The sequence below is a fragment of the Streptacidiphilus jiangxiensis genome, from assembly GCF_900109465.1.
Taxonomy (GTDB): domain Bacteria; phylum Actinomycetota; class Actinomycetes; order Streptomycetales; family Streptomycetaceae; genus Streptacidiphilus; species Streptacidiphilus jiangxiensis.
This window is the reverse complement of the sequence record NZ_FOAZ01000025.1, coordinates 1-13386: the sequence shown is the minus strand read 5'-3', so window position 1 is coordinate 13386 and position 13386 is coordinate 1. Positions and strand designations below refer to the sequence as shown.

The 13386-nt window shown below is 70.8% G+C and carries 11 protein-coding genes; 9 read left to right on the top strand and 2 right to left on the bottom strand.

Annotated elements, in window-relative coordinates; all coding sequences use genetic code 11:
• Positions 1-69 precede the first annotated feature (69 nt).
• The 5 genes from BMY61_RS35245 to BMY61_RS35225 all read left to right on the top strand — a co-directional run bounded on the left by BMY61_RS35245 (position 70) and on the right by BMY61_RS35225 (position 8879).
• Positions 70-2367, top strand: a complete 2298-nt coding sequence (locus BMY61_RS35245; RefSeq protein WP_052439110.1) for a PIG-L family deacetylase — start codon at positions 70-72, stop codon at positions 2365-2367.
• 181 nt (positions 2368-2548) lie between these two features.
• Positions 2549-4825, top strand: coding sequence for a PLL family lectin (locus BMY61_RS35240; RefSeq protein WP_052439111.1), 2277 nt, complete (start codon positions 2549-2551; stop codon positions 4823-4825).
• 46 nt (positions 4826-4871) lie between these two features.
• Positions 4872-7490, top strand: a complete 2619-nt coding sequence (locus BMY61_RS35235) for a YfhO family protein (protein ID WP_143094681.1) — start codon at positions 4872-4874, stop codon at positions 7488-7490.
• Between the two features lie 19 nt (positions 7491-7509).
• Positions 7510-8448 carry a glycosyltransferase family 2 protein gene (locus BMY61_RS35230; protein ID WP_042454086.1) on the top strand — a complete coding sequence of 313 codons (939 nt, stop codon included), beginning with the start codon at positions 7510-7512 and terminating at the stop codon, positions 8446-8448.
• A 92-nt stretch (positions 8449-8540) separates the two neighbouring features.
• Positions 8541-8879 carry a GtrA family protein gene (locus tag BMY61_RS35225; protein ID WP_042454134.1) on the top strand — a complete coding sequence of 113 codons (339 nt, stop codon included), beginning with the start codon at positions 8541-8543 and terminating at the stop codon, positions 8877-8879.
• On the opposite strand, the gene BMY61_RS46720 is transcribed toward BMY61_RS35225, so the two are convergent.
• Both BMY61_RS46720 and BMY61_RS35220 read right to left on the bottom strand, forming a co-directional pair.
• Positions 8863-9024 carry a hypothetical protein gene (locus tag BMY61_RS46720; RefSeq protein WP_169791883.1) on the bottom strand — a complete coding sequence of 54 codons (162 nt, stop codon included), beginning with the start codon at positions 9022-9024 and terminating at the stop codon, positions 8863-8865. The genes BMY61_RS35225 and BMY61_RS46720 overlap by 17 nt on opposite strands.
• 196 nt (positions 9025-9220) lie before the next feature.
• Entirely contained in the window at positions 9221-10192 is a 972-nt protein-coding gene (locus tag BMY61_RS35220) for a helix-turn-helix transcriptional regulator (protein WP_042454088.1), read from the bottom strand.
• A 373-nt stretch (positions 10193-10565) separates the two neighbouring features.
• Here BMY61_RS35220 and BMY61_RS46715 point away from each other — a divergent pair, with 373 nt between their 5' ends.
• The 4 genes from BMY61_RS46715 to BMY61_RS35205 form a co-directional block, all read left to right on the top strand.
• On the top strand, positions 10566-10736 hold the full coding sequence (locus BMY61_RS46715) for a hypothetical protein (protein WP_161791307.1): 171 nt from the start codon (positions 10566-10568) through the stop codon (positions 10734-10736).
• Positions 10737-10742: 6 nt separating this feature from the next.
• The gene (locus BMY61_RS35215; RefSeq protein ID WP_042454090.1) at positions 10743-11060 is read left to right on the top strand and encodes a hypothetical protein; all 318 of its coding nucleotides are present in this window, start codon (positions 10743-10745) and stop codon (positions 11058-11060) included.
• Between the two features lie 274 nt (positions 11061-11334).
• A complete protein-coding gene (locus BMY61_RS35210) occupies positions 11335-12147 on the top strand; it encodes a hypothetical protein (protein ID WP_052439113.1) in 813 nt (270 codons plus the stop codon).
• Positions 12148-12226: 79 nt separating this feature from the next.
• Positions 12227-13386: FG-GAP repeat domain-containing protein (locus BMY61_RS35205; RefSeq protein ID WP_075004189.1), on the top strand; the 1160-nt coding region annotated here is incomplete at its 3' end.

Sequence of the window (13386 nt, the reverse complement as noted above, 5' to 3'; positions counted from 1 at the left end):
TCGGCTAGGGTTCGGTGCTGCATCGGCTGATTGACAACTTTGGCACAGGTAGAAGGAGACGCGTCTCACATGGCGGAAGGCATCACCAGCCGTCTGGCGGGGGGACTGACGAGGCGTCGCGCACTCTGGTTGGGCGGCGGTGCCGCCACTGCGACCGTGTTGGGCATCTCCGCGCGCGAGCTCTTCCAGGGAGTCTCCGCCGGCTCTCCGCACCCGGGCGGCGGGATGTCCCCCGGCGTCGTCTCGCCGATAGGGCAGAGCACGGGCACCTCCTTCGTGCACGTGATCGCGCACGCCGACGACAGCCTCTACTTCCACGACCCTGAGCTGGCGCTCGCCATGAAGTCGGGTCACCCCTGCGTCGTGGTCTGCCTCACCAGCGGAGAGTCGGACGGCTACAACGGGCTGGAGGGCAACGAGGCCGGCAGCAAGAACCCGCCGCACCCGCCCGGCCCGCGGAACCGCCCCGCCTACGCCCGCGCCCGGATGAACGCCCTGCGCCGGGCGATGGCCCTCATAGCCACCGGCGACCTGCAGAGCCCCTGGGTGATCGAGGCCGGTGAGCTGGTGGCCGGTCACCAGGTGGAGGTCAACACCCTGGAGGCCGCACCCAACGTCAAGCTGTACTGGCTGCAGCTGCGCGAGAACCGCACGATCGGCAACCCCGTCCCGGACAGCCTGCGCGGTCTGTACCTCGGCGCCACGCAGACCCTGGAGACCATCCAGCCGGAGGAGAGCCCGGTCCAGGGTCCTTACCAGTACTCCCGGCAACAGGTCGTCGACTCGCTCAAGGCGGTCTTCCGCCTCTACCGCCCGTCCGTGGTCCGGACCCTGGACACCAATCCGATCCACAAGTTCAACCAGCCGCCGAACTTCGGCAACGGCAAGCAGCCGCCGGTTCCGCAGCTCCAGCTGCCCGTCTACACCGACCACGCGGACCACGTCTACTCGGCTCTCTTCGCGCACCAGGCGCTCGAGGAGTACTGGGCCGAGAACCAGCAGACCCGGGTCTGCCTCGTCGAGACCTACCGCGGCTACGTCAACGAGTTCATGCCGTGGAATCTCGGGCCCGCCATCCTCGGTCCGAAGCGGCAGGCGCTGCAGATCTACGCCGGCATGGGTGTGCCCGCCGGCTCCTGCACGGACCAGGCAGGCTGTGCGGACCGCAAGCTGAGCGCCTGGGACGTCACCCAGCGCTGGGCCCGCAGTACCCGTTACGTCGCTCCCGGCGCCTCGGACTGGGTCGCCCGGCTGAGCGACGGCAGGCTGGCCGCGTTCGCGCTGCTGAGCGGCACCGCCGTTCAGTGGGTCCAGCGCAAGGCCGGCGAGGACGGCTGGGCCGGACCCACCCCGGTCGGCGGCTCCGGACTCTCCGGCCAGATCTCCGCGGTGCAGCTGCCCGACGGGAAGCTGGCGCTGTTCACCGTGCGCATGGTGCTCGACGCCGACCCGCACCGGACCACTCGCGAGGTGGTCAGCGCGGTGCAGACCAGCGCACCGGGCCAGCCGCTGACCTTCGGGGGCTGGGAGAGTCTCGGCTGCCCGGACACCGACCCGGTCCAGGCCATGGAGATGGGCTTTCCGGCCGTCACCGTGGACAGCGGCGCCAACACCCATGTCTTCGTCCGCAACTTCGCCGGCGGCGTCAGCGTTCGCACCCGCAGCGGCGACGACGCGTGGCAGCCCTGGGCCGACCTCTCCGCCAACCTCCCGAGCTTCGGCCTGATCGGCGTCCAGGACGGTCTGGCTGCCGTGGCCACGCCGGACGGGCTGGTGCACGTCTTCGCGCCGAGCAGCAAGACCCTGGCCCACTGGGCCTCCCCCACGCCGGGAGCACTCCCGCGTCCGGCCGTCGCAGTGGGTCTGCCGCTCTCCTCCGGGCCGATCAACGGAGAGGCACTGGCCGACGGCACGATCCGACTGCTGTACCGCGAGCCCTCGTCGGCCCGGATCGTCGTCGCGGAGCTGCCCCCGAAGGCCGCCGCCTGGCGGGTCACCGACAAGGTGCCGGACGCCGGTGGCTACGGCCTGGTCGTGGGTCGGCAGACGGGCCCGGTCGGCGCCCCGACCGGTGTGGCGTTGGTCACCCGGAACGACGACGGCGGGGTCGCGGCCGGCACCGCCGCGGCCACAGCCCTCCCGAAGGCCTGGCAGTCGGACGAGGCCTTCGTGATGCACGTACCCGGTCTGGCCGTGGACGCGAAGGGCCGGGCCGTGGCCGTCGCGCTGCACAGCGACGGTGGGCTCCACCTCGCCCGCCAGACCTCGACGGCGCCGGACGCGCCGTTCACCGACTGGGCCCCGGCCTCGTCCGGAGCCCTGGGCGGCGGCACCCCGGCCGGAGCGGCCACCCGCGAGCCCGCCTGACCACCCCACCGCGGATCGTACGGAACCGAACTAGCCGTGCCCGGCGTCCTCTGGATGAACGCCGGGCAAGGGACGTCGCAACGGGCTCTTACCATCGTTCCTGCACGACTGCTCTATCGTGCAGCGAGAGATTCCCGCGACGAACGCGTGCGTACGTGCCGATTGACGAAGGCCCCCATCCATGACGAAGTTCCGCCCGACGGCTGCCCTGACCCGTCGCCGCGCACTTCAGCTCGGTGGTGGTGCTGCCGTCACCGCTCTTGCCGCCGGCGGCCTCTGGGAGCTGCTCCCCTCCTCCGACACCGGGGCGGACAGCGAAGGGGATTCGGACACGAGCTCGCCCGCCCTCATCGGGGCTGTGAGCACCGGCGTCTCCTACGTCCACGTGATCGCGCACGCCGACGACGGACTCTACTTCCACAACCCTGACCTGACGCTCTCGCTCAAGGCCGCCGCGGCGGGCGGGGCGAACTCGGTCACGGTCTGCCTGACCGGCGGCGAGTCGGACGGCCTGAACATCTACCGCTCCCGGATGCACAAGGGAGACAAGTACCGGTCCAACCGGCCCGCGTTCGTCCGCGCCCGGATGAACGGCCTGCGCGCGGCCCACTCACAGATGGTGACCGGCCGCTGGGACGCCCCCTGGGACATCGAGGCGGCCGAACTGATCCCCGGCTTCGAGGTCGAGCTCAACACGTTGCGTGACCACCCGCACGTCCAGCTGGTCTGGATGGAGTTGCGTGAGAGCCGCTCGGTGGACCTGGCCAACCCCACGAGCCTGCGCGGACTGTGGCTGGGAGCCGCACAGGCGCTGCCGACGCTGGTTCCGGCGGAGGGTCCGGTCCAGTCGGCCTACGCCTACAGCCGCCAGGACGTGATCGACTCGATCGTCGCGGTCTACCGGCGCTGGAACCCCACCGTGGTCCGCACCCTCGACCCCAACCCGATCCACATACCCACCCCGCCGAAGAACTTCGGCGGCGGCGCCAAACTGCCGGCGCCGCAGTTGCAGGTACCGCTCTACCTGGACCATCAGGACCACACCTACTCCGCCTACTTCGCGCACCAGGCCCTGCAGACCTACTGGGCCTCGGCGCAGCGACCGCGTGGCTGCAGCGTGGAGTCGTTCCGCGGCTACGTCACCGCGAACCTGCCGGTCAACCTCGGTCCCACGGTGCTGCGCGGGAAGCAGGCGGCGCTCGACGTCTACGGCTGGAGCGACAACCGCCACTGCGGTGACCCCGCCGGCTGCGGCGATCTGAAGGTCGGCCCGTCGGGGGCGCACAACAGCTGGTCGCGCAGCACCCGGACGACCGCACCGGGCGCGACCGACTGGACGGCGCGGCTCTCCGACGGTCGGCTCGCGGCCTTCGCGGTACTGAGCGGCCGGGCCGTCCAGTGGGTGGAGCGCGCCGCGGGCAAGGGCACCTGGAGAGGGCCCGTCGCCGTCGGCCCCACCGACGGCGACGGTCTCGCCGGGCAGATCTCCGCGGTACGGCGGCAGGACGGTGCGATCGCCCTGTTCGGTCTGCGCACCAGCTTCGACACCGGGCTGCAGCGGCAGCGCCGTGAGGTGGTGACCTGCGTCCAGCAGAGCACCGCTCAGGGCGGCACGCCCACGTTCGGTCCGTGGCAGAGCCTCGGCACCCCGTGGAACGACGCGCAGAAGTCGCTGGAGATGGGCTTTCCCGCCGTCGTGCTCGACGGCTCCGGGGCGTTGAACCTGGTGGTGCGCGACTGGACCGGCTCGGTGAGCACACGGCGCCAGCCGGCCGGCGGAGCCTGGACGGACTGGGCCTCGGCCCCCTCGCCGGCCGGGCTCGCCGACAAGGGCTACGTCGGTGTGCTCGACGGCCTCGGGCTGGCCGTCACCCAGGACGGCAACCTCCACGTCTTCGCGGCGGCGCCGAAGTCCCTGGTGCAGTGGTCCACGCAGGTTCCGGGCGGACCGCTCCGGCCGGGCGCGCCGACCGGCCTGCCCGGATCCTGCGACGCGGTCACCGCCGTGACCCTCGCCGACGGCACCGTCCGGCTGGTCTACCGCGAGCCGGTCAGCGCCCGGGTGCTGATCGCCGACCAGAAGCCCGGCCAGAGTGCCTGGACCTTCACCGACACCCCGGACACCGCGGGCGGTTACGGCCGGGTCGCGGCCCTGTCCCGGACCGGGGCCGCCGCCTCGGGCCTGGTCCTGGCCGCGCGCGACGACTCCGGCCAGGTGGCCGTCGCGACCGGCGCGGGAGCGCCGACGGCCTGGGACCACGGCGGGCCGTTCCATGTCCACTCGCCTAGCCTGATCGAGGATGCCTCCGGTCGGCCCGTCGTGGTCACGCTGGGCCCTGACGGCCGGATCGCCGTCTCACGGGCTGCCACCGCGGCGGTCGACACCGCCATGGGTGCCTGGCAGGTCGTCGGCGACACCGAGGCACAGGGGAGCCCGATGACGAGTCGTTCGAGCTGATCAGGCGACCGAAGAACCAGCAGGTCCGAGCCGCACACTGAGGGAGTTGGAGAGAACGGTGCACACCACCGGCCCGTCCGCCGAACGGCGGGCTCAGCGCGACGTGCCCGTTGTCGGCGCCCCGGCGACGCCCCCCGTCCGCCCCGGCCGGGAACTGCAGGCCGGGCTGTTCGCGGCCGTACTGGCGATGGGCGCGTACTGCGTCGCCATGGGCCTGCGCGGCACCTATCCCTTCGGCGACCGCGGCCGGGCCATCAACGACCTCGGCAACCAGTTCGTCCCCTTCCACGCCCACCTGTGGGACCTGTTCCACGGCAAGGGCGGCGGCGACCTCTTCTACAACTGGAACAGCGCCTTCGGGGTCCCGTACCTCGGCGACTTCTTCACCTACCTGGCCAACCCGTTCTCCTGGCTCACCCCGCTGTTCCCGCGCGACGCCGTGAACATGCCGGTCTTCCTGACCACCCTGCTGAGCATCGGCCTGGGCTCCGCGCTGATGACGCACTGGCTGGGCCGGGTGCGTCCGGGCTCGCCCTGGCTGCGGGCGCTGCTCGCGGTCGGCTTCGGGCTGTGCTCGTGGGCCGTGAACGAGGGCTCGCCGGACCCGATGTGGTCCTGGGGCCTGGTCTCGGTGCCGCTGATCGGCATCGCCGTGGACTGGGCCCTGCAGGGTCGCCACTGGGTGCTCGGCCCGCTGCTGGTGGCGGTGGGCTGGTTCGGCAACTTCTACACGGCCGCCATGGCGACCTTCGCCGCCGGGCTGGTCGCGCTGGTCCGCGTCTACCTGCGGGAGGACGCGCTGCGCGCCAAGCTGTTCAGCCTGCTGCGGGCGGCGGCGACGATCGCGGTGGGTGTGGCGCTGGTGGCGCCCGTGCTCCTGGTCTCCTACGAGTCCAGCAAGCTGGCGTCGCCGATGCCGCCCGCACCGATCCGGCTGCCGAGCTTCGTCGACCAGGTGGCCTGGCTGCTGCCGGCCGTCCGCTACCAGTTCGCCGGGCCGGACACGGCGGTCGGCATGCTCGCGCTGCTGCTCTGCCTCAGCTTCCCGTTCATGCGGCGGGTGCCTGCCCGGGAGCGGATCGCCTGGACGGCGCTGCTCGTCGTCACCTGGGCCAGCATGATCTTCCAGCCCACTCTGATCCTCTGGCACGGCGGGGCGGCGCCCAACGGCAGTCCGTTCCGTGAGGCCTTCGTCTACAGCGCGATGCTGGTCACCGTCGCCTGGCTGGCGCTCAGCCGCCGTCCCGCCCTGAAGGAGCTGCTCGGCGGCGCCGCACTGATCGTGGTGATCGTGCTCTGCGCCCTGTTCGGTACCGTGCACACCCCGGGGGAGCTGGGATACATGCTCCCGACCGTGGTGGTCGGCGGGCTGCTGGCGATCGCCGGCGTCGAGGCGCTGCGCCGGTCCCGGGGCCGTGTGCGGGCCACCCGCGTCGTCGGCGCGGCGCTGGCCCTCACCGTCTTCGCCGGCGGGGTCGTCCAGGTGTACTCGCTCGACGCGTTGCGCGACCGGCACCGGCCCTTCTTCGCGCCGAAGACCACCGTCGACGCGCAGACCAGGGCGGCCCGGGCAGCCCTGGCAGCCACGGACCACTGGCCGGTCTCCCGGACCGACCCGGGACCGCACTACTTCGCCGACAACGACTCCCAACTGTTGAACGGCCAGGGCGGCGACTACTACAGCAGCTACGTGCCGGCCGAGACCGCGGTCGCGATGGGCCGACTGGGCCTGATGTACACGATGGCGGGGCGCCACGTGTTCAGCCCCGACGACCCCGCCTCCCGGGCGGTCTTCGGTGTCACCTCCTACCTGCAGGACGCCTCGAGCGACCCGAGCAACGCCAACGGCTTCGTCCAGCAGCACCAGACCGCCTCGCCGCTGCTGACCGTGCACCGCGACGCGCCGGCCGGTGCCAAGGCCACGACGCCGTTCCAGCGGCTCGACGACCTGCTGGGCGCGACCGTCTGGGAGGTGCCGAAGCTCACCCAGACCTCCGGCGCTCCGGCGGAGTTCCGGCCCAACGGCGAGCTCGTGGTGCCGGGAACCACCAAGGGCCAGAGCGTGCCGACGTTCACCGCGAGCTGCCCGGTCGGCTCCGAGGTGCACGTCAACAGCGGCTTCGTCAACGGCACGGTCACCGTGAACGGCACCTCGGCGACCCTCCTCGGCTCCTACCCGCTGACCAAGTACGGTCTCCCGGGCTTCGGCAAGGTCGGCGCGGACGGCAAGGTCACCCTGACGTTCCGTTCGCCGCGCCCGCAGACGTTCCTGGCGGAGCAGGTCGGCTGCCTGGACCTCGCCAAGCTGGACGCGGCCGTCGCCGCGCAGCACGCGAGCGGGCCGACCGCCTTCCAGGTCTCCGGGCACGGCTTCTCCGCCCGGCTCCCCCAGGCCAGCACCGGCTACGCGGTGTTCGCCTCCACCGTCCGCACCGGATGGAGCTGCTCGGTCGACGGCGGCCCGGCGCTCTCCCCGGTCGACTACGATGGGCTGTTCGGTATTCCCCTGGGCCCCTCCGGTGCGAACTCGCTGTCCTGCACATACACTCCCCCCGGAGTCAGGACCGGTGCCGTCGGCACCGGTATCGGCCTGATGGGGCTGCTCGTCCCGCCCGGCTACCTCTGGGTCCGCCGTCGTTTCCCGCTTTTCCGTCCCCGCGCTTGATGAGACCCGGAATCGCCACATGAGACTGTCGATCGTCGTCCCCTGCTACAACGAGGAAGCTGTCCTGCAGCTCTTCGACGCCAAGATCCGCGAGACCTTGGACGAGCTGCCCATCGAGTACGAGGTCTGCTACGTCGACGACGGCAGCCGTGACGGCACCCTGAACCTGCTGCGCACGCTGGCGAAGGACAACCCCGAGACGACCCGGTACGTCTCCTTCAGCCGCAACTTCGGCAAGGAGGCGGGCATGCTGGCCGGTCTCCAGGAGGCCACCGGCGACGCCGTGGTGCTCATGGACGCGGACCTGCAGCACCCGCCGGCGCTGATCCCGCGGATGCTGGAGCTCTACCAGCACGGTCACGACCAGGTCATAGCCCGGCGCAGCCGGGACGGCGACAAGTTCGTCCGGACGCTGTTCAGCAAGCTGTACTACCGCCTGATCAACCGCGCGGTGGACGTGGAGCTGACGGACGGCGTCGGCGACTTCCGACTGCTGTCGCGCCAGGCCGTGGACGCGCTGCTGTCGCTGCAGGAGTACAACCGCTTCTCCAAGGGCCTGTTCTCCTGGATCGGTTTCGACACCGTCACCTTCGACTACCAGAACGCCAGCCGTGAGGCGGGCGAGACCAAGTGGCGTTTCAGCTCGCTGCTGAACTACGCCATCGACGGGCTGATCTCCTTCAACAACCGTCCGCTGCGTCTGGGGATCCACGTCGGCCTGCTGCTGAGTGCGCTGGCGTTCGCGTACGCGGCGGTCATCACCGTGCTGGCGATCGTCAACGGGATCACCGCGCCGGGTTACGTCACGCTGCTCGTGGCCATCGTCGGCCTCGGCGGCCTGCAGATGGCCATGATCGGGCTGGTCGGGGAGTACATCGGCCGGATCTACTACGAGACGAAGCGGCGTCCGCACTTCCTGGTCAAGGAACGCGCGGGGGATCGGCTGGACCGGCGGTGACGGCGGTGACCACCGACACGTCCTCCGAGCCCACCGCGACCGAACGGTCGCGCGTGGGCCGGAAGGACCTCTGGCAGATCATCAAGTTCGGCATGGTCGGCGGCGTCAACACGGCGACCTTCTACGGCTGCTACCTGCTGCTGCACCCGCACATGCCGTACTTCCTGGCCTACACGCTGGCGTTCGTGATCAGCATGGTCGGCTCGTTCTTCATGAACACGTACTTCACCTACCGGACCAAGCCCACCTGGGCGAAGTTCGTCAGGTTCCCGCTGACGAACGTGACCAACTACGTGATCACGAGCGTCGGCACCGTGGTGCTGGTGAGCGGGTGCGGCATGAGCGACAAGATCGCTCCGCTGGTGGCAGCGCTCGCCGCGATCCCGTTCACCTTCGTGCTGTCGCGGAAGATCCTCACCAGGACGGCGTAGCGACCCCTCCGTCGGCCTGCAGCTCGTGCCCGGTGGCACCGCCGTTGTCGCGGCGGTCCAGGGCACGCTGCAGGGCGGCGGCGGCCTGCGCGCGGTCCTTGGCGGTGGCGGGGGTACGACGGGTACGCGTCTTCACAGCGTGCATGGGGAGACTCCTGGGGAGAGTTCGTGCGGTCCGTTTTCGTGAATGCGGGCCGGACAGGGGTCTCCTGCGCTGAGGCCGAACCGGATCAGGCCGTGGATACGGCAGACCATCCGGTTGCTTGTCATTTCACGGTACGACAGCGGACAGCAACTGTCTCCAGAGATACTCGGATTTCCTACTATTCGAGATGACGCTCTCACAGCCAGCCGCGTTGGGCGGCCTTGATACCGGCCTCGAAGCGGCTGGTGGCGCCGAGGCGCTCCATGATGGAGGCCATCTGGCGGCGGACCGTGCGATCGGTGACTCCGAGGCGCTGGCCGGCTCCTTCGTCGGTGAGGCCGGACCCGAGCAGGCGCAGCAGCTCTCGCTCGTGGCCGGTCAGGCCGGTTCGGGGGTCGTCGGGGCGGACGGCGCCGAGGGGCACCGCGGTGCTCCACGCCTGCTCGAAGAGTTCGAGAAGGGCGTGGACGAGGCCGGGTTCGGTGACGTGCAGGGCACCCTTGCGGGTGTCGGCCGGGTCGATGGGGACCAGGGCATGGGCGCGGTCGATGATGACGGTCCGCTGCGGGACGGCGGGCGCGGTGCGCACTTCGCCGCCGTGGGCCAACAGGGTGATGGCGAACGTCTCGATGTGGGCGTGGGCACGCGCCGCCTCCTGGAACAGGGAGCGGATGGCGACGCCGCGGGCCAGCGCCGCAAGGTCCTGGGCGTGTACGGCGGCGACGTCCTCGGAGCGCAGGACTCCGGGCTGGACCCCGATGATCTCGGTGCTCGCCACGTGGACCAGCTGCTCGATACGGCCCTGGATGGCGTCCATGCCCAGCAGGCGTTCGCCGTGGGCGGCACGGGTCTCGGCGCGATCGGCGACCATCCGGGTCACCGCGGCGCGGGAGGCGGCAAGCCCCGCCTGACGGGCGGCGAGCTCGGCCTCCTGTCGGGCGACCATCTCCGCCAACCCGACCTCCGGCGCGACCGCACGCATCTGCCCGGGGTGCTCACTGGAGGCCCGGACCAGCATCAGCTCCGCCAGCTCGTCGAGGCAGTCGTGGACCCCTCCGGGGGTCAGCGCACACACCTGGGCGAGGCGGTCCACGTTGTGGCCCGGGTGATCGAGCATGGCCTGGTACACGGACGCTGCGGCAGTACTCAGTCCTAGTGCTTCGAGCATGAGAACACGGCCATCCTGTTCGGCGCGTCCCCCCTGGCCGCGCGTCCGGCTCAGCATCGCAGCTCGTTCGTGAACATTTCAAGATCGTTTTGCGGCGTTTGGGTAGCTCCGGGAAGTCGGAGCGAGCCCGCCTCCCCGCGCAAGTTCGACCAAATGCCGTCGGAATCGACATGTCATGTGCTTGACATCCTTTCCTGATCCGGACAGGTCCGGTTCAGGGCGACGGGCTTCCCTTCCGTGGGACGTGATCTGCGGCGAAGCTATTGATCGCCGGCAAGGGAACACCCCGGACGGCAACCGGACGAAGCGTCAACCGCGGGACGTGAGACCGGTTCAGGACAACCGCCACTTCCACCCGAAAGGAAGGATCACCATGATCCGCACCCGTATCGCCCAGGCCGCCGCGGTCGCCTCCCTCGCACTGGGCACCATGATCCTGCTCCCCTCCGCCGCCGTCGCCGCTCCTGCGGCTGCCTCAGCCCCCCAGAGCGCGACGGCGCCCGTGGTGCAGACGGTCGCTCCGGACACCTCCGCTTGGGGCTGACATCACATGGAGATCGTCTACGGCAGCTTCGAACGCAGGACTCCGGGCGAACCCCCCGGCGAGGTGGCCGAGGCACTGAGCGCCCTATGGGCCCACGCCCGCCCCGAGGACGGCCTGGAGCACGCCAGCGGACGCCCTGACAGCGAGCGCCTGGGAGTGCTGCTCTTCCTGCTCACCCGGACCATCGGCGAGCCGAGCTCCAACGGCGCCCTCCAGCGGGCCGCACGCCTCCTCGAACGCTCCCACCAGGCGTCCCCTGTGCTGCGCGACCGCTACCTGCCGCCCCGCGTGCCCGTCCCGGACACACGCCGCCCGTCCCTGTGATCGCGTTCCGCCTGGCCTGACCGGACCTGTCTGCGAACCTGGCCCCCGGCCTCGACGACCGCTGTTCCTGCAGGACAGCCGTCCTTCCACGCGCAGGCCCTGACAGAGCACCGATCGCCGAACTCACGGCCCTTCTCCGGTGCTCCCGCTCCACCATCGCGCCACCACCCGGCCCTCGTCTGTGGACCCGCCGCCGCTGTCCCTGCAGGACAGCCGATATCGCGGGGTGCGCGCGCCCTCCCGCCGTCTCTCCTCGCAAAGGACTCGATCCGTCATGCCCATCAAGCGCCGCCGCATCCTCGCACTGGCCGCCGTCCCGCTGCTGGCGGCCGTCGCCGTGGGAGTCTCCGAGCTCGGATCGGCCGAGGCCGCACCCGGTCCCGCCGCGATCGCGCCGCGTCCACCGGCTTCGTCACCCGCCTCGTCTCCTGCCCAGGCAGCGTCCCGGCCCAGCACGGCGTCCCTGCCGAGCGCCTCCTCGACGGCTGCGCCCTCCTCCCGCCCGGTCTCCGTTGCCAGTCCCGCTGCGGGATCCTCCGCCGGCGCGCAGCTGGCCGCCGCGCAGCTGCCGGCCTCCGCCGTGGAACGCTGGCAGCCCGTCGGAGTCCCCCGGACCCGCACCGTCGTGGGGCACGACATCGGCGAGAACGAGTGCGTGAAGGTCCACGGCGCCACCACCTGGACACAGCAGGCGTTCGCGGGAGGCGACGGCCAGAACATGGCCGTCCAGGACACCTTCTCCCTGCCCACCACCGCCGCCGCACGCAGCGCCTACCAGAGCATCGTCGCCGAAATGGACGCGTGCCAGGCAACGAGCCGCGCCGTGCAGACCTCAGCCGGAATCACCGCGAACGCCGCCGTCGTCACCACCGACCGCCTGGCCAACGCGGGCTCCTGGCAGCGCACCTGGACCGGGGTGCTCGGCACCTCCGCGTCCGGCCCGCAGACCAACCACTTCTATGCCGCCGTCGCGGGCACCCACCTCATCGTCCTGACCTTCAGCGAGTACCCGGGGCACGGCTCCGCCTACGCCACCAGCGGCGACGCCCAGGTGCTGGCCACGCTCACCGGCGAACTCGCCAAGTAGCCGGCCGCGAGTCGGACGCCCCCGGCGACACGAACACGCGCTCCCACACGTACCCATCCACGCGAAAGAGGCCACAGTCATGCCCACGCACCCTTCCACTCCGCGCACGTCCCGCCGTATCGCAGCCGTCCTGGCAACCACCGCGCTCACCGGGATCCTCGCCGCCGTCCCCGCGCACGCCACCGTCGTCAACCCCCCCGGCAACTACACCGTCCCCAACGGCACCGGCAGCCTCGGCCCCGCCAATCCCGGCGACACGATCACCCAGGCCCAGGTGACCGCCCGGGCCAAGGAATGGATCGACAGCCAGGTCCCGTACAGCGAGGGCGCCGGGTGGGTGGACAGTGCGACCGGGGGCCCCTACCGGTCCGACTGCTCCGGGTTCGTGTCCATGGCCTGGGGCCTGAAGGACTCCCTGGTGACCCAGACGCTGCCCTCGGTGTCGACGGTCGTCGCCTCGGACATCACCGGCGCCACCAACCTGCAGACCGGCGACGCCCTCGACTACACCGCCAAGCACGTCGTGCTCTTCGACCACTGGACCGACAGCAACGGCGACTTCGCCTACGACGCCGAGCACATGGGCGGCGTCCTGCCGAGCCAGAGCACCGGCAGCATCTACAACAGCACCCTCGAGGGATACGCGCTGCAGGACTTCGAGGGCCTTCGCTACAACAACATCACCGCCACGCCGAAGACGCACGACGCGACGGGTGACGGCAAGTCGGACCTGATGATCTACGAGCCCGACGGCACGATCCAGATGGGCGTCGGCAACGGCGACGGCTTCTCGAACTACCACGAGATCAGCTCCGGCTGGGGCGGGTTCGACGGCCGCATCCACTTCGCGGACGTCACCGGCGACGGCAAGGCCGACATCCTCATCTACGAGCCCGACGGCACCATCCAGATGGGCGTCGGCACCGGCAACGGCTTCACCAACTACCACCAGATCAGCTCCGGCTGGGGCGGCTACGACGGCCGCATCCAGTTCGCCGACATCAACGGCGACGGCAAGGCCGACATGCTCATCTTCCAGCCCGACGGCACCCTCACCGTCGGCATCAGCAACGGCAACGGCTTCACCAACTACCACGAGATCAGCAGCGGCTGGTCCACCTACTACCCCCGCATCCAGTTCGCCGACGTCACCGGCGACGGCAAGGCCGACATCCTCATCTACGAGCCCGACGGCACCATCCAGATGGGCGTCGGCACCGGCGACGGCTTCACCAACTA

Coding starts and splice junctions, on each gene's coding strand:
- BMY61_RS35245 (WP_052439110.1), top strand. CDS start 70: ATGGCGGAAGGCATCACCAGCCGTCTGGCGGGGGGACTGACGAGGCGT.
- BMY61_RS35220 (WP_042454088.1), bottom strand. CDS start 10,192: ATGCTCGAAGCACTAGGACTGAGTACTGCCGCAGCGTCCGTGTACCAG.
- BMY61_RS35225 (WP_042454134.1), top strand. CDS start 8,541: ATGGTCGGCGGCGTCAACACGGCGACCTTCTACGGCTGCTACCTGCTG.
- BMY61_RS35230 (WP_042454086.1), top strand. CDS start 7,510: ATGAGACTGTCGATCGTCGTCCCCTGCTACAACGAGGAAGCTGTCCTG.
- BMY61_RS35210 (WP_052439113.1), top strand. CDS start 11,335: ATGCCCATCAAGCGCCGCCGCATCCTCGCACTGGCCGCCGTCCCGCTG.
- BMY61_RS46720 (WP_169791883.1), bottom strand. CDS start 9,024: ATGCACGCTGTGAAGACGCGTACCCGTCGTACCCCCGCCACCGCCAAG.
- BMY61_RS46715 (WP_161791307.1), top strand. CDS start 10,566: ATGATCCGCACCCGTATCGCCCAGGCCGCCGCGGTCGCCTCCCTCGCA.
- BMY61_RS35215 (WP_042454090.1), top strand. CDS start 10,743: ATGGAGATCGTCTACGGCAGCTTCGAACGCAGGACTCCGGGCGAACCC.
- BMY61_RS35240 (WP_052439111.1), top strand. CDS start 2,549: ATGACGAAGTTCCGCCCGACGGCTGCCCTGACCCGTCGCCGCGCACTT.